Annotated in this window: 22 protein-coding genes, 1 other RNA gene and 1 pseudogene; 14 read left to right on the top strand and 10 right to left on the bottom strand. The window is 68.7% G+C overall.

The genetic code is table 11. The features are described from left to right. Positions 1-125: 125 nt before the first annotated feature. A complete protein-coding gene (locus JWQ81_RS40975; protein WP_297550541.1) occupies positions 126-647 on the bottom strand; it encodes a GrpB family protein in 522 nt (173 codons plus the stop codon). Between the two features lie 61 nt (positions 648-708). Then, on the bottom strand, positions 709-1,047 hold the full coding sequence (locus JWQ81_RS45210) for a hypothetical protein (protein ID WP_366942383.1): 339 nt from the start codon (positions 1,045-1,047) through the stop codon (positions 709-711). On the opposite strand from JWQ81_RS45210, the gene JWQ81_RS45205 reads away from it, so the two are divergent. Next, positions 1,028-1,378 carry a L,D-transpeptidase gene (locus JWQ81_RS45205; RefSeq protein ID WP_366942382.1) on the top strand — a complete coding sequence of 117 codons (351 nt, stop codon included), beginning with the start codon at positions 1,028-1,030 and terminating at the stop codon, positions 1,376-1,378. The two genes, JWQ81_RS45210 and JWQ81_RS45205, sit on opposite strands and share 20 nt — an antisense overlap. A gap of 130 nt (positions 1,379-1,508) precedes the next feature. Next, a complete protein-coding gene (locus tag JWQ81_RS40965) occupies positions 1,509-2,096 on the top strand; it encodes a L,D-transpeptidase (RefSeq protein ID WP_366942381.1) in 588 nt (195 codons plus the stop codon). Here the strand turns inward: JWQ81_RS40965 and JWQ81_RS40960 are convergent. After that, entirely contained in the window at positions 2,093-2,953 is an 861-nt protein-coding gene (locus JWQ81_RS40960; protein ID WP_297550537.1) for a LysR family transcriptional regulator, read from the bottom strand. The genes JWQ81_RS40965 and JWQ81_RS40960 overlap by 4 nt on opposite strands. Before the next feature lie 113 nt (positions 2,954-3,066). Here JWQ81_RS40960 and JWQ81_RS40955 point away from each other — a divergent pair, with 113 nt between their 5' ends. Then, entirely contained in the window at positions 3,067-4,077 is a 1,011-nt protein-coding gene (locus JWQ81_RS40955; protein WP_297550535.1) for a bile acid:sodium symporter family protein, read from the top strand. Here JWQ81_RS40955 and JWQ81_RS40950 read toward each other — a convergent pair. Then, entirely contained in the window at positions 4,070-5,608 is a 1,539-nt protein-coding gene (locus tag JWQ81_RS40950) for a 3-hydroxyacyl-CoA dehydrogenase (protein ID WP_297550533.1), read from the bottom strand. The genes JWQ81_RS40955 and JWQ81_RS40950 overlap by 8 nt on opposite strands. Positions 5,609-5,791: 183 nt before the next feature. On the opposite strand from JWQ81_RS40950, the gene JWQ81_RS40945 reads away from it, so the two are divergent. Together JWQ81_RS40945 and JWQ81_RS40940 are read left to right on the top strand one after the other, a co-directional pair. Further along, entirely contained in the window at positions 5,792-6,343 is a 552-nt protein-coding gene (locus tag JWQ81_RS40945; protein WP_297550531.1) for a dihydrofolate reductase family protein, read from the top strand. 399 nt (positions 6,344-6,742) lie between these two features. Next, on the top strand, positions 6,743-7,336 hold the full coding sequence (locus JWQ81_RS40940; protein WP_297550529.1) for a DUF3558 family protein: 594 nt from the start codon (positions 6,743-6,745) through the stop codon (positions 7,334-7,336). 15 nt (positions 7,337-7,351) lie between these two features. Here JWQ81_RS40940 and JWQ81_RS40935 read toward each other — a convergent pair whose 3' ends face one another. Next, entirely contained in the window at positions 7,352-8,032 is a 681-nt protein-coding gene (locus JWQ81_RS40935; protein WP_297550528.1) for a TetR/AcrR family transcriptional regulator, read from the bottom strand. A 125-nt stretch (positions 8,033-8,157) separates the two neighbouring features. Here JWQ81_RS40935 and JWQ81_RS40930 point away from each other — a divergent pair, with 125 nt between their 5' ends. Continuing rightward, the gene (locus JWQ81_RS40930; protein ID WP_297550526.1) at positions 8,158-8,613 is read left to right on the top strand and encodes a nitroreductase family deazaflavin-dependent oxidoreductase; all 456 of its coding nucleotides are present in this window, start codon (positions 8,158-8,160) and stop codon (positions 8,611-8,613) included. 4 nt (positions 8,614-8,617) lie between these two features. Here JWQ81_RS40930 and JWQ81_RS40925 read toward each other — a convergent pair whose 3' ends face one another. The 5 genes from JWQ81_RS40925 to JWQ81_RS40905 form a co-directional block, all read right to left on the bottom strand. Continuing rightward, positions 8,618-8,815, bottom strand: coding sequence for a hypothetical protein (locus tag JWQ81_RS40925; protein ID WP_297550524.1), 198 nt, complete (start codon positions 8,813-8,815; stop codon positions 8,618-8,620). Positions 8,816-8,882: 67 nt separating this feature from the next. Next, positions 8,883-9,824 carry an alpha/beta hydrolase gene (locus tag JWQ81_RS40920; protein WP_297550521.1) on the bottom strand — a complete coding sequence of 314 codons (942 nt, stop codon included), beginning with the start codon at positions 9,822-9,824 and terminating at the stop codon, positions 8,883-8,885. A 105-nt stretch (positions 9,825-9,929) separates the two neighbouring features. Then, positions 9,930-10,589, bottom strand: a complete 660-nt coding sequence (locus JWQ81_RS40915; RefSeq protein ID WP_297550519.1) for a response regulator transcription factor — start codon at positions 10,587-10,589, stop codon at positions 9,930-9,932. Further along, positions 10,586-11,761 (bottom strand): histidine kinase, encoded by a 1,176-nt coding sequence (locus JWQ81_RS40910; protein WP_297550517.1) that lies wholly within the window; start codon positions 11,759-11,761, stop codon positions 10,586-10,588. Before JWQ81_RS40910 ends, JWQ81_RS40915 begins: the two co-directional genes overlap by 4 nt. 148 nt (positions 11,762-11,909) lie before the next feature. Beyond that, positions 11,910-12,539 (bottom strand): hypothetical protein, encoded by a 630-nt coding sequence (locus JWQ81_RS40905; RefSeq protein ID WP_297550515.1) that lies wholly within the window; start codon positions 12,537-12,539, stop codon positions 11,910-11,912. A 120-nt stretch (positions 12,540-12,659) separates the two neighbouring features. Between JWQ81_RS40905 and JWQ81_RS40900 the strand changes: the two genes are divergently transcribed. From JWQ81_RS40900 to ffs, 8 genes and pseudogenes are all read left to right on the top strand, one after another. Then, positions 12,660-13,517 carry a LysR family transcriptional regulator gene (locus tag JWQ81_RS40900; RefSeq protein ID WP_297550513.1) on the top strand — a complete coding sequence of 286 codons (858 nt, stop codon included), beginning with the start codon at positions 12,660-12,662 and terminating at the stop codon, positions 13,515-13,517. A gap of 67 nt (positions 13,518-13,584) precedes the next feature. Then, a complete protein-coding gene (locus JWQ81_RS40895) occupies positions 13,585-13,755 on the top strand; it encodes a hypothetical protein (RefSeq protein WP_297550657.1) in 171 nt (56 codons plus the stop codon). Then, positions 13,677-14,297: an SDR family oxidoreductase gene (locus JWQ81_RS40890; protein WP_297550640.1), complete on the top strand. Its 621-nt coding sequence runs from the start codon at positions 13,677-13,679 to the stop codon at positions 14,295-14,297. Before JWQ81_RS40895 ends, JWQ81_RS40890 begins: the two co-directional genes overlap by 79 nt. 64 nt (positions 14,298-14,361) lie before the next feature. Further along, positions 14,362-15,111, top strand: coding sequence for a response regulator transcription factor (locus JWQ81_RS40885; RefSeq protein WP_297550511.1), 750 nt, complete (start codon positions 14,362-14,364; stop codon positions 15,109-15,111). After that, the gene (locus tag JWQ81_RS40880; protein WP_297550509.1) at positions 15,089-16,630 is read left to right on the top strand and encodes a cell wall metabolism sensor histidine kinase WalK; all 1,542 of its coding nucleotides are present in this window, start codon (positions 15,089-15,091) and stop codon (positions 16,628-16,630) included. The genes JWQ81_RS40885 and JWQ81_RS40880 overlap by 23 nt, the downstream gene beginning before the upstream one ends. Before the next feature lie 195 nt (positions 16,631-16,825). Then, positions 16,826-17,044, top strand: a pseudogene (locus JWQ81_RS40875) (glycosyltransferase family 2 protein); the annotation flags it as partial. A 13-nt stretch (positions 17,045-17,057) separates the two neighbouring features. Further along, positions 17,058-19,058: a glycosyltransferase family 39 protein gene (locus JWQ81_RS40870; RefSeq protein WP_297550507.1), complete on the top strand. Its 2,001-nt coding sequence runs from the start codon at positions 17,058-17,060 to the stop codon at positions 19,056-19,058. A 303-nt stretch (positions 19,059-19,361) separates the two neighbouring features. Then, positions 19,362-19,434: signal recognition particle sRNA small type (gene ffs, locus JWQ81_RS40865), an RNA gene on the top strand; the annotation flags it as partial.

The following is a 19,434-nucleotide window of genomic DNA, read 5'->3' as shown; positions in this document are numbered from 1 at the left end:
TGGTGCTCCCTGCTGGCGAATCCGGTGCTTCCGATGTGCTCAAGCATCGGCGAATTCGCAGGTCAGAACATCAGCGCAGGGATGGCTTCCGGGTGGAACCCGAGCTCCACCCGGAGGTGGACCCGTCAGTCCTCCCAGACGGGCTCCGGCGGCAGGCCGCGTTCGGCACGGGCCGCGTCGGTGAGTTCCTGGATGAGGTCGGTCTTGGCGACCGTGTAGGCGTCGCCTTCGATCCCGTCCGCGATGATCTTCCGCTTCAGCTCGGCGTAGCGGCGGGCCGCCTCGGGGTATTTCCGCAGGTGGGCGGCCAGCATGCGCTCCTTGAGCAAGTACCACCGCTCCGGTTGGAAGATGTGCAGGTGATGCGTGCGCTCGCTGTTGTGCCGGCGCACGTAGAGCAGCCGGCCGGGGGCGCCGAAGTCCTGCTCGACGTAGCCGAGCGGCTCGAAGAGGTCGCTGGTGATCAACGTCAGGTCGGGGGTTTCCGCGGCCATGTCGATGACCGGTTTCGCGGCCAAGCCCGGCACTGACGTGCTGCCGATGTGCTCGATCTTCGTCAGCAGGCCGTTCGCGGCCGCCAGCAACTCGTCGCGGGACCTCTCGTACTCGTGCGGCCAGGACGGTTGGTACTCCGTGATGATGGGCATATTCAGGATGATCTCGAAATCGTGACCTTCTGTCGCCAACTTTTTCGGGAGGATGGCCGTCTTAGCTGGCAGAAGTGAAGAAACTCGACTGGCAGGGGACAGCAGCCGTGAAGAAGATCCTGGTGGGGATGTCCACGTTGGTGGCGACGCTGGCGCTCGCCGCCTGCTCCGGCGGCGGCAGCACGCCGGTCGCGGTGGGGAACGCCGCCGCGACGACGTCAGCCACGACTTCCACCCCGGCGCCGGTGACCACGACATCTTCGAGCGCGCCGACGTCGACCACGCCCCCGGCGCCCAGCACGAGCACGTCGAAGCCGGCTCCGAAGACGACAACGAAGCCGAACGCTGCGACGCCCGCGAAGCCCGCGGCGGATCCCGGCGTGCCGTGCACGAACGTCACGACCGGCGCTTGTGTCGATCTCTCCGCGCACAAGGCGTGGCTGCTACAGGGCGGCCAGGTGATTTACGGGCCGGTGCCGATGTTGCCGGGGCGCAAGGGCTACCCGACCCCGGTTGGCACATTCCATGTCTACTCGCGGGAGAAGATGCACCTCTCCAAGGAGTTCGACAACGCCAAGATGCCGAACTCGGTGTTCTTCTACCCGGGCGACGCGTTCCACACCGGGAGCCTTTCGGTGTACTCGCACGGGTGCATCCACCTGTCGAGCAGCGCGTCGCTGAAGTTCTTCGACACCCTGCGCATCGGTGACACGGTTCAGGTTGTGCCTTAGAGCGCGTCTGAGGACCTCCTCCGAGTTGCGCGGCGGAAAGCGTGGTTCTCAGACGTGCTCTCACGCAACCAACGCCGTTTTGGGGCGTCTTTAGCTGTGTAAGCCAAGAAAAATCACTACGGGGGATTCCGTGCGCTTGAACAAGATTCTGGTCGGTGTTTCGGCTCTGGTACTGGCTGGTCTGCTCGGTGCCTGCTCGTCGGGAACCACGGACGGTGCCGCTGTCGCACCGGCGGCGAACACCCAGTCGACCACGGCCCCCGCTCCGTCCACATCGGACTCGGCACCGTCGTCGACGCCGGCGCCCCCGACCACGCCCAAAACGACCAAGCCGACGGCCGCGAAACCGGTGGCCGCCAAGGTCGACGGCGTGCCCTGCGCGGCCGGGGTGGACGCCTGTGTCGACCTTTCCGCGCACAAGGCGTGGTTGCTGAAGGACGGCAAGATCCTCTACGGCCCGGTCCCGATCATGCCCGGCAAGAAGGGCAGCACCACCCCGGTCGGCAGCTTCCACGTGTACTCCAAGGAAAAGCTGCACCTGTCGAAGGAATTCAACAACGCGCCGATGCCGAACTCGGTGTTCTTCTACCCCGGTGACGCCTTCCACACCGGCAGCCTGGACAACTACTCCAACGGCTGCGTGCACCTTTCCTCGACCGCTTCGCTGAAGTTCTTCACCAACCTTGCGGTCGGCGACGCGGTTCAGGTCGTCCGCTAAAGCACCGTTTTGAGTCGGCCCGCCGCCGTCGTGATCGCACCTGCGAGCGCGGCGGCGGGTTCGCGTAGGGCCGATTCCCGGCCGCTCAGCATGAATTCGACTTCGCCGAGTTCCGGTAGCCCGAACTCCGACGGCAGTTCGACCAGGCCCGACGGCAGCAGACCTCGGGCGAACACCACCACACCGAGCCCAGCCAGCGCCGCCGCGCGAAGCCCGTTCAGGCTCGCGCTCGTGCACGCGAGCCGCCATTCACGCCCGCCGAGCCGCAGCCCTTCGACAGCGCGGGCCCGGGTCACACTCGGCGGCGGATAGGTGATCAGCGGCACCGGCGCCCCCGGGTCGACTTCGACGCCCTCCGCGCCCGCCCACACCAGCTGATCGGTCCACAGTGGAAAGCCCGAGTCTTCGGGGTTGAGCCGTTTGCCCAGGATCAGGTCGAGCTCGCCGGCCCGCAGCTGCTCGTGCAGGATCCCGCTCAGCTCGACGGTCAGCTTGACCTCGACGAGCGGATGGCTCGCGCGGAACCGCCGCAGGATCTCGGGCAGTCCGCCGAGGACGAAGTCCTCCGAGACGCCGAACCGCACCTGCCCCCGCAGCTCCGGCTCTGTGAAATACGTCATGGCGCGGTCTATGGTGTCGACGATGCCGCGGGCGAACCCGATCATCGCCTCACCGTCGCCGGTGAGCTCGACCGAGTGCGTGTCGCGGAGGAAGAGCTGCCGCGAGGTGGCCGCTTCAAGCTTGCGAATGTGCTGGCTGACGGTGGATTGACGCACTTTGAGCCGCTCGGCGGCGCGGGTGAAGCTGCGGGTCTCCTCCACGGCGAGGAACGTCTTGAGGAGCACCGGATCGAGCATTAGTCCGGTATATCACAATCCGCGATAACAGTGATAATGGCCATCGTGGTACACAATCAGCGTTCAAGGGGTGAACATGTAACCAGGCCACCTAGCTGAGATGAGGACGCGTGATGCTCGCCAAACTCAGGATCGACCCGTTCATTCTGGGCATCCTGGCCGCGGTGGGGATCGCCTGTCTGCTCCCGGCCAGGGGCGGCGCAGCCACGGCGGCTTCCGACGTCAGCACGATCGGCGTCGGCGCGTTGTTCTTCCTTTACGGCGCAAGGCTTTCGACTTCGGAAGCGATCTCGGCGCTGAAGCATTGGCGGCTGCACCTGCTGATCTTCGCGGCCACCTTCGTCCTGTTCCCGGTGCTGGGGCTGCTGACCGGGTTCCTGGTGCCGCATGTGCTTTCACCCGAGCTGTACGCCGGGGTGATCTTCCTGTGCGCGCTGCCGTCGACGGTGAACTCGTCGATCGCGTTCACCTCCATCGCCAAGGGCAACGTCGCGGCGGCGATCTGCAGCGCGTCCTTCTCCAGCCTGATCGGGATCATCGCGACGCCGGTGCTGGTCGGCCTGCTGCTGCACGCCAACGGCGGCGGGTTCTCGGCGCATTCGGTGGTGTCGATCGTGCTCCAGCTGCTCGTGCCGTTCGTCGCCGGGCAGCTGCTCCGCCGCTGGGTCGGGGGCTGGATCGCGGCGCACAAGAGCGTGCTCGGTCGCCTCGACCGCGGCGTGATCCTGGTCATCGTCTACACCGCGTTCAGCGAAGGCGTGGTCGGCGGGATCTGGCACCAGCTGACGCCGCTCGCGCTTGTCGTGCTCCTGGTCATCGACCTCGCGCTGTTCGGGGCGGTGTTCGCGGTGATGTCGTTCGCTTCGCGGCGGTTGGGTTTCTCCCGCGAAGACCGGGTGGCGATCATCTTCTGCGGCTCGAAGAAGAGCCTGGCCAGCGGGTTGCCGATGGCCAGCGTGCTGTTCGCCGGGCACACGGTCGGCCTGATCGTGCTGCCGCTGATGCTGTTCCACCAGGCGCAGCTGATGATCTGCGCGGTCCTCGCCCGACGCTGGGCCGACCAGGCCGACGCTCCAGCCGAGGACGCTCCGGTCCTGGTCGGCGACGAAGCCAAAGTCAGCTGAGGTCGGCCGGGGTGGTGCCGGTTTCGGTGAGCGGGAGGCCGAGGCCGGCGCGCTCGGTGAGCCAGCGGCTCGGCCGGTAGCGCTGGTCGCCGGTGGTGCGCTGCAGGCCACGCAGGATCCGGACGACGACGTCGCTGCCGACCTCCTCACCCCAGGCGAGCGGACCGCGCGGGTAACCGAGCCCGAGCCGGACGGCGGTGTCGATGTCGGCGGGCAACGCGAGGCGCTGGTCGGCGATGGCGCACGCGGTGTTCACGATCGACGCGAGGAGCCGCTGCGCGATCGAGCCGGGGGCGTCGCGGACGACCGTGACCGGACGTCCCGTCGCGGCGAGCGCGTTCCACGCGACACGGCCGGCTTCGGCGTCCAGCCCCGGGTGCACCGCGAGCGTCAGCCTCCCGACGGACTCGCCGAATCCGCCGAACGGGTCGACGCCGCAGGTACGGTCGGCGGGCAGTCCGGTGGCGAGCGCGGCGTCCACTGTGGACCGGCCGAGTGGGGTCAGCAGGATGACGGCGTCGTCGGACGGCTGCTCGGCTCGCTCGACGGTGACGCCGGCGCCGCTGAGGAGCTTGGCGAGCCGCTCGTCGTCCGTCCACACTTGCTTTGACGTCGTGACCTGCGGAGCGGCTGGTTCGGCCGGAACCTGCTGGACGCCGTCGACATAACGATAGAAGCCCTCGCCGCTCTTGCGACCGAACAGCCCGGCGGCGACCCGGGGCGCGGTCAGGTACGACGGACGCAGTCGCGACTCGCTGTGGAACCCGGACCAGATGCTTTCCAGGACGGCGTGGGAGACGTCGAGTCCGGTGAGGTCGAACAGCTCGAACGGGCCGAGCTTGAGCCCGAGCACGTCGCGCGCGATCCGGTCCACATCGGACGGCGAGCAGAGCGCCTCGCTCAGGATCTGCAGCGCTTCGGTGCCGAGCCCGCGGCCGGCGTGGTTCACCAGGAAACCGGGGGTGTCCGGGGCGAGCACCGGCTGGTGCCCGAGCCGCCGGACGAGGTCGCACACCGCGGGCGGCAGCCACTCGGGCGTCCGCGCGCCCGGGATCACCTCGGCGACCCGCATCAGCGGCACCGGGTTGAAGAAGTGCAGCCCCACCAGCCTGGTCGGATCGGCCAGGGTCGCGGCGATCGAGGTCACCGACAGCGAGCTGGTGTTGGTGGCGAACACGGTTTCCGGCGGGCAGACGCGCTCGAGTCCGGTGAACAGCTCGCCCTTGACCGCGAGGTCTTCCTTGACGGCCTCGATCACCAGGTCGACGCCGTCGGCCGGGGCCAGCGGCCCGTCGACCGGGCGCAACCTGGCCTTCGCGAGTTCGGCGTCTTCGGCGGTCATCCGGCCTTTCGACGCGAGCCTGTCGAACATGCCGCTGACGTAGTCGATGGCGTTGGCTACCGCGTCCGGCTGCGCGTCGGCGAGCTCGACGGTCAGCCCGGAAGCGGCCGCGACCTGCACGATCCCTCGTCCCATCACGCCGGTGCCGATCACCCGGATCTTGGCGACCCGTTCCGCCCACTGCTCCACGTTGAACTCGCTTCCCTAGAAAAGACGCCCGCCCCGAACCTATCCCGCCCCGGGTTTCCGGAGGGTGTGGCGACCGCCACGGAAGACTTCGCAAGATTTTCTTCGCGGATGTGTCGATTCCGCCGACGTCGTTCGACGCGTTGGTGAAAGCTGAGACGGACACCTACGGAGGAATCACCCATCATGCGCAAAATCGTCAACGCCACCTACATGACCCTCGACGGCGACTCCGCGAACATGCAGGACTGGCACATGGACTACTTCGGCGAAGACGCGAAGAAGGCCGCCACAGCGCAACTCTTCGGCAGTGACGCGCTGATCATGGGCCGCAAGACCTACGACGGCTTCTACCCGGCGTGGTCGCCGCAGTCCGACGACTTCGCCGACCGGATGAACGGCATCCAGAAGTACGTCGTGTCGTCAACGCTGGAGAACCCCGAGTGGACCAACTCGACAGTCGTCGGCGGGGACGTCGTCGCCGAGGTCAAGAAGATCAAGGAAGGCCCCGGCGGGAACATCCTGCAGTACGGGTTCGGCTCGGTCACCCGCCTGCTGCTGGACAACGGCCTGCTCGACGAGTTTCGCATCTGGCTGCACCCGGTCCTGTCCGGGAAGGCCACCCCGGACCAGCTCCTCTACCGGGACGCGCTGCAGACGAAGTTCACCTTCAACGGCAGCGAGGTCCACAGCACCGGCCTGATCATCCTCAGCTACCTCCCGGTGAACGTGGCTTGAGCGCGTGTGGACCGCCGAGCGCGACGACGCCCGCGGCGACACCGAGCGCGGCCGCGGCGAGGTAGACGTCGTGCGGCCCGCCGATGACACAAAGATGCTCAGCGACAGGGGAATCAGCGCGAGTCCGGTCCGGACAGGACTCAGCCCGAGTCCTGATTGGAGCCAGCTCGAGGTGAAAGCCAAGCAGGCGAACGCGTTGCCGTGCTCGACGCCGTCCGCAGCACGGAAACCGCCCCCGTCATCCGCACCGTCAAACGCGCCGGCGCCCGCCTCCCCGCCTGACCCATCGCAACTCGACGGCGAGTTGCGATGGTTGTGAACGCTAACGATCGCAACTCGACGGCGAGTTGCGAGTGGAAGGGCGGGGGTGGCGGGGTGGTCGCATTAGGGTGATCGACTGTGAAGTCCTTGCGTGAACGACGGTTCGTGGCGCTGGCCGCGTGTTCCCTGCTGCTGCTGGCCGCGTGCGATCCGGCCCAGTCCGGCAGCTCGAAAGCGCCTTCCTCCGGCGAGCAGGGCGGGGAGACAAGCGCGGTGGCGAACAGCGCACCTTCGATCGGCAATCCGCTGACCGCCGACCAGTTCGTCGCCGCCCCTTGCGCGAGTATGAGCCCGGCGCAGCTGGCCGACCTCGGCGTGGCCTCCGGTCAGGTGAACAACTCGGACAGCGGTCCCGCCTGCGACTGGAGGGCGGGGGAGGGCACCGACATCCACGTCGCCTATCTCGAGACCAAGCGGGGCTTGACCAACTACTACATCCTGAACGACTCGGGAAGCTGGAAGCCCGGCTACTTCGAGCCGCTGGACGTCCAGGGCTATCCGGCCGTGTACGCCTCGGATTCCGACAAGCGCCCCGCCGGCGTGTGTCTCCTCTCGGTGGGGATCACGAACCAGCTGATCTTCACCGTCACTGTCACCGCGCAAACCGGCGACGGCTCGTGCGCCACGGCGAAAACGGTCGCGGACGACATCCTGACGACGATCAAGTCCTGACTGGGCAGGCTTCAGTCAGGGGAGGCCGATGAAGTCGGCCATCTCCTGGGTCGTGTGCGCGAAGAAGGCGTCGGCTGGGTCGGCGCTGCCGACGTACTGCCCGAACAGCTCGAAGCTGAGCATGCCGAACAGCTGCGTCCAGGTGACCAGCAGCCGGGCCAGCGTCAGCTCCGGCAGGTCGACGTCGAGTGCGGCCGCGAGCTGCCGGGCCTGTTGCTGCAAGACATCCGGCAAGGGCCGGCCTTCTGGCAACGGCCGCAGCTCGGCGTTTTTCACCACGTCGACGAGCAGAAGCGCGACGCGGCCGGCCGGTGCGATGGTGTCTTGCGGCGCTTGGTATCCCGGGATGGGCGAGCCGTAGATCAGCGCGTACTCGTGCGGGTGTTCGAGGGCCCACCGCCGTGCCGCGGACCAGACCGATTCCCAGCGTCGGCGTGGTTCCGTGCCGGGGTTGTCGGCGGCTTGCGCGGCGTCACCGAGCGCGTCGTACGCGTCGACGATCAGTGCGGTGAGCAGCAGATCCCGGCTCGGGAAGTACCGGTAGAGCGCCGACGAAACCATGCCCAGCTCCCTCGCCACCGCGCGCAGCGAGAGCCCGTTCGCGCCGACTTCGGCGAGCTGGCGCCGGGCGGCGTCCTTGATCTCGCTGGTCAGTTCGGCTCGGGCGCGTTCGCGTGCGTTTCGGATGGCGGGCACGGTCTCAGTCTGCCACTGATGGAAGCGCCGCACAAATTCGAGAGCACTGCTCTTGACAGGCGACGCGCGACCGTGTTGACTGCTCTTAACCGAGAGCACTGCTCTCCCAAACTCAAGGAGACATCATGATCGCCGACAACTCGCCCCGGTACGTCGTCCCGAAGAAGGGCGACGAGGTGTTCAACAAGGTCATCAGCAAGCTGACCAACCTGGGGATGAGTGTCTGGGGCAGCCGCGTGCTCACCGTCCGCGGCCGCAAGAGTGGAGAGCCGCGATCCAACGCGGTCAACCTGCTGACTGTCGACGGCGTGCGCTACCTGGTCGCCCCGCGCGGGGTCACCCAGTGGGTGCGCAACCTGCGGGTGGCGGGCGAGGGCAGCCTTCGGGTCGGCAAGCGCGTCGAGGAGTTCACCTACGTCGAGCTTGCCGACGACGAAAAGCCGGCGATCCTGCGTGCCTACCTCAAGCGCTGGAAGTTCGAGGTCGGCGTGTTCTTCGACGGTGTCGACGCGAAGGCCTCGGACGAGACCCTGCTCGACATCGCGCCCGGCTACCCGATCTTCCGGATCACCGGTAAGTAAGGGTTCAGCTGACCTTGCGGCGCGACCTGACCGCCGCGACGAGCAGGCCGATCCCGATGACCAGGCAGACCAGGCCGATCAGGAACCACTGCTTCTCGCCGCTCATCACGCTGCCGGTGATGATGCCGGCGCCCTGACCGGTCCAGACCAGGCCGATCAGGGTCAGCAGCGCCCCGACGATGATAAATGCCCAGCGCTTCATTCTCGTGCTCCTATTTTTCGCCGTGAGTACCCAGCGTCAGTGATACACCCGGACGGCGGTTCCGAGCTCAGTCGCGGGCGAACGCCCGACGGAGCGCGTCGAGGTGATCGGCGGCCATCCGCTTGCTCACGGCGGCCTCCGCCACCAGGCCGGAACCGTGGAAAGTCCCAGGGTAGTGGTGGATTTCCACGCTCACCCCGGCCTGCAGGAGCCGCTGTGCGTAGTTCAGCCCCTCGTCTCGCAGCGGGTCGAACTCGCAGGTCGTGATGTAAGCAGATGGTAAGCCTTTGAGGTCCTCGGCACGGGCGGGCGCGGCGTAGTGGATCCCCTCTTTCCCATCCACAATGGATCCCCCGGACAAATAGTACTTCCAGCTGAGCACCGCGTTCGGCCGATTCCAGAGGGGGGTGTCGGTGAACTCCTGCATCGACGTCGTCTCGAGCCGGTCGTCCAGCTCCGGGACCCCCAGGAACTGGAAGGCGATCGCGGGGCCGCCGCGGTCGCGGGCGAGGAGGGCGAGCCCGGCGCTGAGTCCACCGCCGGCGCTTTCCCCGCCGATGGCCACGCGTGCGGTGTCGATGTTCAGCTCGGCGGCGTTGTCGACCGTCCACTTCAGCGCGGTGTAGCAGTCTTCGAGCCCGCCGGGGAACGGGGTTTCCGGCGCGAGGCGGTAGTCGACCGAGACGATGACAGCGCCGACGTCGGCTGCCGTCTTGGCGAGGCCGTCGCTGACCATTTCGATGTCGCCGAGGATGAACCCGCCGCCGTGGATGTAGACCTGTGCGGGCAATGGGCCGGTGAGGCCGGTCGGGGTGTAGACCCGGACGCGGACGTCGGGGGAGCCGGGGATGACCACGTCCTGGATCTCGAGGTTCTCCGGCAGGTCGATGGCCGGCATCTGCGCGCGCAGCCCGCCCATCCCGCTGCGGACGGCCGCCAGGTCCGTCAGGTCCCCCTTGGGCAGCATGTCCACCCACGGTGCCAGTTCGGGATCGAATCGGTAGCCCATTCGGAGCCTCCTTGCTCGGCGTGCCGGTCTACCAGCAAGTCTGGTCCGGGCGGTGACCCCGACGCAGCCGACGGTTGGCGGGCATTTCGGGCACTGTGACCGCCATTATGGCGTTCCCCGGCCCACCAGCCCGTTTCTGTACGCGAAGACGACGGCGTGCACCCGATCCGGCAGACCCAGCTTCGCCAGCACCCGGGAGACGTGGGTCTTCACGGTCTCGTCGCCGATGCTGAGCCGCTCGGCGATCTCGGCGTTGCTGCGGGCATCGGCCAGCAGCAACAGCACTTCGCGTTCGCGGGACGTCAGCGTGGCCAACTCGGGGACGGGTGTCACCGGTTCGATACCGGTCGCGAAACTGGCGACCAGCCGCCGCGTCACTGACGGGTCGATCAAGGCATCCCCGCGCGCGGCGACCCGCATCGCCGAGACGAGCTCCTCCGGCGGCAGGCTTTTGAGCAGGAACCCGCTCGCGCCCGCCCGCAGCGCGCGGTACACGTACTCGTCGGTGTCGTAGGTGGTCAGCACCAGCACGCGGGTTTCGTTGCCTGGCGTGGAAAGGATGGCCTCGGTCGCGTCGAGGCCGTCGAGTTTCGGCATCCGCACGTCGAGGATCGCCACGTCCGGTCGAAGCCGAGCGGTCTCCGCGACGGCGGCCCCTCCGTCGCCGACCTCGGCCACGCAGGCGAAGTCGGACTGCGTGTCGAGGACAGCGCGCATCCCGGACCGGAACATGGCGTGGTCGTCCGCGAGCAGAACCCGGATCATGGCGTACTTTCCTCTTCCAGTGGGAAATCGGCCCGCACCTGCCAGCGGGTGGAGCCGGAAAGCGGGCCGTAAGTGACCTGTCCGCCGAACAACGTGACGCGCTGGCGGATCCCGGCAAGGCCGCGGTGCCGGAAATCGGTGGCCACTTCGGGCGCGGACGGCGAGAAATCGTTGGTAACGCTCAGGGTTACGTTCGGCGGCCGGAAGTCCAGCTCGAGTTCGACCGCGCCACCGCCGCCGTGGCGCAGGGCGTTAGTCAGGGCTTCCTGCGCGATCCGGTAAAGCGCGACGTCCAGCGAGCTCGGCAGGGAGCGTGCTTCGCCGAGCGTGCTGACGGTGGCGGGCAGGCCGGCCGCGCGGACGCCGTCGAGCAGTTCGTCGAGGTTGTCGAGCCCGGGTTGGCGTTCGGCGGTGCCGGAATCCTGTCCGTGCAACAGATCGAGCAGCCGGCGCAGGTCGACCATCGCCGAGCGGCTCGACGACTCCACCGCCGACAACGAACGTTTCGCGGGGACGTCGTCGCCGGGAAGGCCGAGCCGGGCCGCGCCGGCGTGGATCCCGATCGCGCTGACGTGGTGGGAGATGACGTCGTGCAGGTCGCGCGCGATGGCGATGCGGTCTTCGGTGATCGCGCGGCGGATCGCTTCCTGCTCGTCGTGGCGCTGGCGTTCGGCGCGTTGCTGGAGCTCGGCGAGGTAGGCGCGGCGGGCTGTCGTGTAGCGCCCGACGAGCCACGGCATCAGACCGGAGGCAAGGAGGTTGACGGTGATGAACCGCCAATCGTGGCTGCTCCGGCCGATACTGAGTAGGTGGCTCGTGGCGAGTCCGGCGACCAGCGTGACGAGTGCCGCCAAAGCTGGGATCGTCTCCAGCCAGGCGCCCGCGCGGTACCCGGCGACGAGGATGCCGGCGTTGTTGCCGACGGGCGATCTCGGCAGCAGACTGGCCGAGACCACCAGCATCACCGCGTGACCGGCCGCGACCCAGCCGGACGACCGCGCGGGGCCGGCGAGCGCCGCGTCCACCACCACCGAGCCGACCAGAACCAGCCACACCTGCCAACCGCTGGTCAGCGAGGGGCCGCCGGTGAGGAACAGACCGACATCGGCGACCAGGCAGACCCCGGCGACGAGCATCGACTGCCGCGCCAACGACCCGCTGATATCCCGCACGCCCCAACTCTGCCCGATCCACCCCTTGCCTGACCGCAACTCGCCGTCGAGTTGCGATGGGCAAGGAGGGCACAAAAGTGGAAAAGTGCCCTGGTCGGGTGGTGGGGCGGTGGCGACCAGGGCACTTTTCCGGGGGAAGAAGACGACGTCAGGCGGTGGGTGGGGCACCTTGGCCGTCGGTGGGCGGGACGCCCTGGCCGCCGCCGCCGTAACGACGTCCGCCGGCGCCGGCCTGCAGCTGGGCCGCCTCGCCGACCGTGGTGGCGGTCGCCGTGGTGCCGCTGACTTTCGCCACGACCGTCACGTCGTCACCGGTCTTCGGCGTCCCGGTCGTCTTCGTGGTCGAGTCGATCGTGTAGGACTGCTTGTAGCCGTCCTTGCTGGTCAGCGTGATCGACGTCGCGCTGAGCGTGGTCACCGAGCCGGTCTGCAGCCGCTCGGTGAGGTACCCGCCGGCGGGGTTCGCGACGACGAAGTCGCCGTGCAGCGCGCCCACCAGAGCCGCCGCGCCGCCGCCGAAGTTGCCGCGGGCACCGCCGCCGAAGCCGCCGGGGCCGCCCGTGCCGCCGGGCCCTTGGCCCTGTGCGGGGCTGGCGCTGCTGCTGCCGCTGGTGCCGACCGCGATCGCTACCCCGCCGCCGGCCGCGATCAGCACCGCGACCCCGACAGCGACCGCGGTTTTGCGTCCGGTCCAGCCCTTCTTGGCCGAAGGCGCGGCCGCCGGAGGTGTGTCACCCCAGCTGGAGCCCTCGGGCGGGTTGATCGGTTCGGTGGTCATCGTGTCCTCCGGTCGTGTCTGGCGGCGCTCTCCGCCCCTTCGCCGACCAGCGTCACGACGTTGACTGTGTACGGCCTGTGCGACGTGCGTGTGCTCCCTGTGGACTGACACGATCACCGCATGGAGTTGCGTCTGCTGCGGTACTTCGTGGTCGTGGGCCAGGAGCTGCACTTCGGCCGTGCGGCGGCGCTCCTGCACATTTCGACGCCGACGCTGAGTCGGCAGATCCAGCACCTCGAACGCGAGATCGGCGCTCCGCTGCTGGTCAGGAACAGTCGTTGCGTCGAGTTGACCCCGGCGGGCGCGGTGCTGCTCGACGAGGGCCGCCGGACGCTGCGGGCCGCCGCCGACGCCGTCCGCGAGACCCGGCTGGCCGCCGGACTGGCCGACCCGGTGCTTCGGCTCGGCCTGCTCAACGGCGTGCCGGAATCGGTTCCGCTGGGGATCGAGCGGCTGGCCGAGGAGCACTTCCCCGGCTGCCGGATCATCCTCACCGGCGGGACCACCACCGAGCAGCTCGGCCTGCTGGCCCGTGACGACGTCGATCTCGCGCTGGTCCGCACGCCCGTGCGGCTCCCGGCGGGGTTGCGGCAGGCGGTCGTGGGCACCGAGCCGCTCGGGGTGCTCATGGCCGAGGGGCATCCGCTCGCCGAGTCCGCCGAGCTCGCGCTCACCCAGCTGGCCGGCGTCGAGGTGATCCTGTTTCCCCGTGACAGGGCGCCGGACTTCTACGACGTGCTCCTCGGGCACCTCGGCGACATCGTCGTCAGTGAGAGCGCGACGCCGCATGCCCAGCTGCGTTCGGCGCTGCTCGTGCGGCGTGACGCCGTCAGCCTCGGGTCGGCTCGCGCCGCCCAACCCGGAATCGCTTGGCGACCGCTTGCCGGCGAACCGATCGTGGTCACTTTCGCCGCGGTGTGGCGGGCCGCGAGTCGTCACCCAGTGCTCCGCGCAGTGGTGTCCCACCTGCAACGTTAGTTTCTGGCTAACGCTCGTTCGCGGACAGGACGTGGATCTTTGCCGTCTGCCGCGATGAGCTTGGGGCGTGAAATCCCAGAGAGTTCTCGTGGTCGGTGGCAGCTCGGGCATGGGCTTTGCCGTCGCCGAAGCCTGCTCGCCGCCGGAGCCCGCGTCACCATCGCAGGCCGGTCTGCCGAACGGCTCGAAGCCGCGGCTGCCCGGCTGGACGGAGTCCGGTCCTTCGCGGCCGACGTGACCCGCGAAGCCGACGTCGAGCGGTTGTTCGCGGAGACTGGCGAGCTCGACCACCTCGTCGTCACAGCCGCGGACATCGCCGGGGCTTACCGGTTGATCAGTGAACTCGACGTCGCCGCCGCACGCGGCCTGGTGGACTCGAAACTCATCGCCGCGCTGCTGCTGGCCAAGCATGGCGCACCGCTGCTCGCCGAAGGCGGATCGATCACCTTCACCTCCGGGATCGCGGCCTACCGCCCGGCCCCGAAGGGCGTCATGGCCGCCGCGGTCAACGCCGCGCTGGCCGGACTTGCCCGTGCGCTCGCCGTCGAGCTCGCGCCGCTGCGCGTCAACGTCGTCTCCCCGGGCTGGGTGGACACGCCGATCTGGGACACCCTGGCCGGCGCCGGGAAGGCCGAAACGCTCGCCGCGATGGCGGCCCGGCTGCCCGCCGGGCGGGTCGGGCGGCCGGAAGACGTCGCACAGGCCGTGCTCGCGTTGGTCGGGAACACCTTCATCACCGGCACGGTCCTGCACGTTGACGGCGGTCACCGGCTCGTGTGACTCTCACAGGAAACACACAGTCTGGACAAAGCTCGCGCTTACAGGACGCCGTGAACATGTCACCATGAGCAGCATGAACCCTGTCCCGGCTGAACATGGGAAGGCCGATCTGCGGCGCGCGGACGGCACTCCCGTACGGGTGCTGGTGGTCGACGACGAGTCGACGCTGGCCGAACTGGTGTCGATGGCCCTGCGGATGGAGGGTTGGGAGATCCGCAGCGCGGGCGACGGCACCGAGGCCGTCCGCATCGCGCGGGAGTTCCGGCCGGACGTCGTGGTGCTCGACGTGATGCTCCCCGACTTCAGCGGGTTCGAGGTGCTCCGGCGGATGCGTGCCGAGTCGCCGAACCTGCCCGTCCTGTTCCTGACCGCGAAGGACGCCGTCGAAGACCGCATCGCCGGGCTGACCGCGGGTGGTGACGACTACGTCACCAAGCCGTTCAGCCTGGAGGAGGTCGCGTTGCGGCTGCGGGCGCTGCTCCGCCGCGCGCACGGGGTGTCCGGCAGCCGCGGTTCCGCGCTCGTCGTCGGCGACCTGACGCTCGACGAAGACAGCCGCGAGGTGTTCCGCGGTGGCGACTCCGTGCCGTTGACCGCGACCGAGTTCGAGCTGCTGCGGTTCCTCATGCGCAATCCCAAGCGCGTGCTGAGCAAGGCCCAGATCCTCGACCGGGTGTGGAGCTACGACTTCGGCGGGCAGGCGAACATCGTCGAGCTGTACATCTCCTATCTGCGCAAGAAGATCGACGCCGATCGGGAGCCCATGATCCACACGATGCGTGGCGCGGGGTATGTCCTTAAACCGGCCGGCTGAGCCATTGGTCCCCAAGCGGGTCCGGCGGCCGTGGTCGCTGCGGCGGCGGCTCATCGTCCAGTTGGCGGCGCTGCTGGCTTTGGTGTGCCTCATCGTCGGCGTGGTCACCGAGTTCGCGCTGCAGGACTTCCTGATCTCCCAGCTCGACAAGCGCCTCGAGCAGACCAGTGAGCGGATCCCGCGCGGTGCGCCGCAGGGGCGTCCGCCGGGCGGGCGGCCGTCCGCCGGGGCCGGGCAGGGGCAGGACACGCTGATCCTGGTCTCCGCGGCCAACGGCTCGGTCAGCGCGGGCATCCTCAAGCCGCCGCCGGGCGCGGCGGCCGGGGACCCCAACGTCTTCCAGAGCATCACCGCCGGCCAGACCGCGTTGCTGCTGAAGGTGCCGTCCAACGACCGGCCGACGACCGTCTACCTCGGTTCGGTGCTCGGTGACTACCGGGTGACGGCCCATCGCACCCCGGGCGGCGAGGTCGTCCTGGCCGGCTTGCCGACAAAGGACGTCACGGATACGTTGTGGCGACTGGGTTTCATCTTCGGTGGGGTCGCGCTCGGCGGGTTGGTGATCGCCGGCGCGGTCGGCGCGGTGACCATCCGCCGGACCATGCGGCCGCTGGACCGGCTGGCCGAGACGGCGTCGAAGGTCGCGGAGCTGCGGCTCGACCGCGGCGAGGTCGCGCTGTCGGTCCGGGTGGACGAAAGGGACACCGATCCGCGGACCGAGGTCGGCAAGGTCGGTGACGCGCTCAACCGCATGCTCGGGCACGTCTCCAACGCGCTGACCGCCCGCCAGGCCAGCGAAAGCCGGGTGCGCCGGTTCGTCGCCGACGCCAGCCACGAGCTGCGCACGCCGTTGGCCGCGATTCGCGGTTACGCGGAATTGACCAGGCGCAGCAAGGAAAGCGTGCCACCCGACATCGCGTTCGCGATGAGCAGGGTCGAGTCGGAGTCCGCGCGGATGACCACGCTCGTGGAGGACCTGCTGCTGCTCGCGCGCCTGGATGCCGGGCGCCAGGTCGTGCACGAACCGGTCGACCTGTCGCGGCTGGTGGCCGACGCGGTGGCTGACGCGCATGTCGTCGCCGCGGACCACAAATGGCTGCTGGAGGTGCCTGCCGAGCCGATCACCGTGCTGGGCGACGGTGACCAGCTGCTCCAGGTGGTGATCAACCTGCTCGTCAACGCGCGCACGCACACTCCGCCCGGCACCACGGTCACCACCGCGTTGTCCACCACGGCGGCGCTGGTGACGCTGTCGGTCACCGACGACGGCCCGGGCATTCCCGAGGACGTGCTTCCGGAGGTTTTCGAGCGGTTCGCGCGTGGTGACAATTCACGATCTCGCGCGGCCGGCAGCACTGGCCTCGGGTTGGCGATTGTCGCCGCGGTCGTCAGCGCGCATCGCGGTACCGTCCGAGTCTGGAGCAGACCGGGTAAAACGGACTTCGTGGTGACCTTTCCGTCGAACCGGAGATATGTAGGTTATTCGCACACAACGGCTATTGATCCGCCGGTGGGCTAACGGAATTAGCCCATTCGGGCGCCACTCACAGCTGGTTCATAGCTTTGCCACATCCGGAGCACATCGGCGTCCGAAAAACTGCGGATCATGACGAAAACCGAAAACGGCATCGTCGAGCCCGCCGCTTTCGTCGAGGAACCCGGTTGAGAGCCGGGGTACCGCCGACACTGACCAGGCAGCTCGTCCGGTTGGGCGGGCGTCGGCAAGCACCAGTTCGAAGGGCTGATCGTGTTCTGCCTCGGGCTCGGGCTGACCAGTGGCGCGCTGGCGCTGCTGCACACCTACGTCACCGATCACCCCTCCGCCGAACTCGGCGTGTTGGTGCTGGCCAACCTGGCCGCCACCGTCCTTCGTTTTTTACTGCTGCGGCACTGGGTTTTCCGCGGCGGACGTACTGGCAACCAAGAAATCTAGGAGATCCACGAGCATGACGAGTGCGCCCGCTTTGACCCTGCCGGACGCGGCCGAGCCCGGGGCGAAACCCGAAGTCGCCGAACGGGAGCGGTGGGTACGACCGGCTGTCGCCGTCCTACTGGTCGCGACCGCCGCGCTGTACCTGTGGAACCTGTCGGCGAATGGCTGGGGCAACGACTTCTACGCCATGGCCGTGCAGGCCGGGACCGAGAGCTGGAAGGCGTTGTTCTTCGGCTCGCTCGATCCCGGAAACATCGTCACGGTCGACAAACCGCCCGCGTCGCTGTGGATCATGGGCCTGTCGGGCCGGATCTTCGGCTTCTCCAGCTGGAGCATGCTGATACCCGACGCGTTGGCGGGCGTCGCGTCGGTCGGGTTGCTGTACCTGGCCGTCCGGCGGACCTCCGGCCCGGTCGCGGGGCTGCTCGCCGGTGGCACGCTCGCGCTGACCCCGGTCGCCGCGCTGATGTTCCGGTTCAACAACCCGGACGCGTTTTTGGTGCTGCTGCTGATGATCGGCGGATACTGCACGGTTCGCGCGATCGAGGTCGCGAGCACCAAATGGCTCATCCTCGCCGGGGTCGCGATCGGGTTCGGCTTCCTGGACAAGATGCTCCAGGCGTTCCTGGTGCTGCCCGCGTTCGTGCTCGCGTACGCGTTCGCCGCGCCGACGTCGATCGGGCGTCGGCTCTGGCAGCTACTCGCGGCGGCGGGCGCGGTGCTGGTCTCGGCCGGGTGGTGGGTGCTGGCCGTCGCCGTCTGGCCGACCGCGGATCGTCCGTATATCAGCGGATCCACGAACAACAGCGTGTTGCAACTGGCCTTCGGCTACAACGGGCTCGGCCGGATCTTCGGCCAAGGCAGGGGCGGCGGGGGCGCTGGTGCCGACCTCACGGCCGGTGCGCTTCCCCCGGGCATTCCCGCCGACATCGCCGAGCGGTTCGCGCGCGGTGGCGGCGGTGGTTTCGGCGGGTTCGGTGGGGCGACGGGGATCGGCAGGCTGTTCAGCGACTCGTTCGGCGGTGAAGCGTCCTGGTTGCTGCCCGGCGCGTTGATCGGGCTTGTCGCGGGGCTGTGGTTCACCCGGCGTGCGCCGCGGACCGACCGCACACGGGCCGCGCTGCTGCTGTGGGGCGCCTGGATGGTCGTCTCGGCGCTGGTCTTCAGCTACATGAGCGGGACCATCCACCAGTACTACACGGTGGCGCTCGCGCCGGGCATCGCCGGGACGATCGCGATCTCCGGGCACGAACTGTGGAAGGGGCGGAAGAACGTCGCCGCGAGGGTCTCGCTCGCGCTGATGATCGCCGCGACCGTCGCGTGGGGCTTCGTCCTGTTGTCGCGCGACTCGTCCTGGCAGCCGTGGCTGCGCTACGCCGTGCTGGCGATCGGGGTACTCGCGGTGGTCCCGATCCTGATCGGTCCCGACCGGCTTCGCCGCGCGGCACCTGTTGTGGCCGTGCTGGCGTTGTGCGCGACACTGCTCGGAAGCGCCGGTTTCACCCTCGCGACCGCCGCGACCGCGCATACCGGCGGGTCGCCGATGTCCGGACCCGCGAGCGCGGCCGGCCGCGGTGGCTTCGGCGGCCCGGGTGGGGCCGGCGGACGCAGCGGGGCTCTTCCCGGCGGGGCGGGCGTGACGACGCCTGGTGGGCGTGGCGGCTTCGGCGGCACGCAGTCCAGCCCGCAGTTGGAGGCCCTGATCAAGGCGACCACGAACAAGTGGGCGGCCGCGCAGGACGGCGTCCAGCAGGCGGCCGGGCTCGCGCTCGACACCGACCGGCCGATCATGGCGATCGGCGGCTTCAGCGGCAGCGACCCGGCGCCGACCCTCGCGCAGTTCCAGCAGTACGTCGCCAGTGGGGACATCCACTACTACATCGGTGGCGGGCGCGGCGGGTTCGGCGGCCGCGCGGGCACGTCGACGCAGATCTCGGCCTGGGTCGTGGCGCACTACACGGCGAAGACCGTCGGCACCTCCACCGTCTACGACCTCACTGCCCCGGCGCACTAGGGGTCTCGTCACGTTCCCTCGGGGCCAGCCTGATGGCGGCCGCCGCAGTGGCGTTGGAACCTAAGGCGGGTCGGGATGGTCGGCCCTGTCCAGGGCAGCAAGGACCGGGGCGAGTGGGTGCTGGTAGCGGAACTGAAAGCCAGTCGCGTTGTTCTTGTGGTGCTGGTGATGGCGATGTGACTGTTGGGACCCCTGAAGGCACTTTCCAGGCATTGGCGTTCAACGCCACGAGGGTGGCCCCGAGGGGTCTTTTGCGCACCTGCCCCACCGCGGCGCCCCACGCGAGCCGCCCGCTACACTCGTCCATGGACCCCGCGCGGCGTCCACCCTGTGAACCTCCCCAGGGCCGGAAGGCAGCAAGGATAAGCAGGCTCTG

The organism is Amycolatopsis sp. (assembly GCF_025464955.1).
Classification (GTDB): domain Bacteria; phylum Actinomycetota; class Actinomycetes; order Mycobacteriales; family Pseudonocardiaceae; genus Amycolatopsis.
Note: the sequence above shows the minus strand (reverse complement) of the source record. Positions and strands in the feature narration are given on the sequence as shown.